The sequence below is a fragment of the Escherichia sp. TW14182 genome, assembly GCF_000208525.1.
GTDB classification, from domain to species: Bacteria; Pseudomonadota; Gammaproteobacteria; order Enterobacterales; family Enterobacteriaceae; genus Escherichia; species Escherichia ruysiae.
The window spans coordinates 1-1,233 of record NZ_AEJZ01000477.1; the positions used below are offsets into that span (position 1 = coordinate 1).

The window sequence follows — 1,233 nt, forward strand, 5'->3', positions numbered from 1 at the left end:
ATCAGTAAACAGAGAGGTTCGAAGTGAGCGAAATTAACTAGAAGCCAAAGATAAAATCATCGCTGAGCAGGAGAAAATCGCTAACGGAGAAAAGACAGTAAGTCAGTATATGAAAACCGCATGATATCATCAGATAAAAATCGGTCGTAAAGCGAAATATTAATACCAGAACAAACGAGTCGAGGTAAATTATATTACCTCGATAAATTAACTAAAACTTGCCCGCTATATACTATATCATTCAGTATCATCACGCGCGGTCTGTGCATATGTCACTACCGCACCTAATATATTAATTTTCTTTTCAACATAGATAATATTATCGTACTCATAATTGCCATACGGATAGCAAATGCGAATATTCTCATGTAGATCGGGGTCATCCACCTCAGCTCCAGAACAACTTTTTGAACTACCGGAAGTATACCGATACGGTGCAACATAAGACGATGTCTCTCCAGGCAAAAAATAAGTTAGTGTCGTAAGGGGTATAATCAGAAAAAATCCAGCAAATATGCACATCCCTGCATAAACCTTAAGGTATGCTGACAGACTCTTCCAGCCTCTTTGTTTTACTATCCCCTTCTTAACCCAAAACAGAGATAACAGAAAAGCTATTCCCATGCTAAACAGAATGTAATAGTGGGATATACTCTGATTAAGAAACGTGACCCTGTAGATATCTGCCCGCCACCAGAAGAAAAGGAAAATAAAGATCAGCCCTGAAACTGTCATGCAAATCAAATAAGGATACGAATCTTTTTTCATGTTTAGCGCCCATAAAATTTTTCCTGACCCGGACAAATTTACCATCCATTTTTTGCGCAGAAAATAGCTCATTACTTACTGCACAATAATACACAAAATTGCGTAAATTTTTTGCATGGATTTTAGCTCTTTCAGCCGACATTTAAGGGGTAAATAGCATTTCCTAAAAGCAACTGCACCAACCCAACAAAATGGGCTACCGCTTACGTTGAGAGCAAAAAAGTGTATAGCAGCAATGAACAGCATCCTCGCACTGACGAGGATTTCTTTTATCTGAACTCGCTACGGCGGGTTTTGTTTTATGGAGATGATAAATGCACTTCCGAGTCACAGGTGAATGGAATGGAGAACCATTCAACAGAGTTATCGAAGCCGAGAACATCAGCGACTGCTATGACCACTGGATGCTGTGGGCGCAGATAGCACATGCAGACGTAACCAATATTCGAATTGAAGAACTGAAAG

2 protein-coding genes are annotated in these 1,233 nt (G+C 39.4%); one reads left to right on the forward strand and one right to left on the reverse strand.

The window, feature by feature from the left end; translation table 11 throughout:
- Positions 1-237: 237 nt before the first annotated feature.
- A complete protein-coding gene (locus tag EQY_RS0123425; RefSeq protein ID WP_001348592.1) occupies positions 238-840 on the reverse strand; it encodes a hypothetical protein in 603 nt (200 codons plus the stop codon).
- A 242-nt stretch (positions 841-1,082) separates the two neighbouring features.
- On the opposite strand from EQY_RS0123425, the gene EQY_RS0123430 reads away from it, so the two are divergent.
- The coding region (locus EQY_RS0123430) for a hypothetical protein (RefSeq protein WP_000545744.1) at positions 1,083-1,233 on the forward strand (151 nt) is incomplete at its 3' end.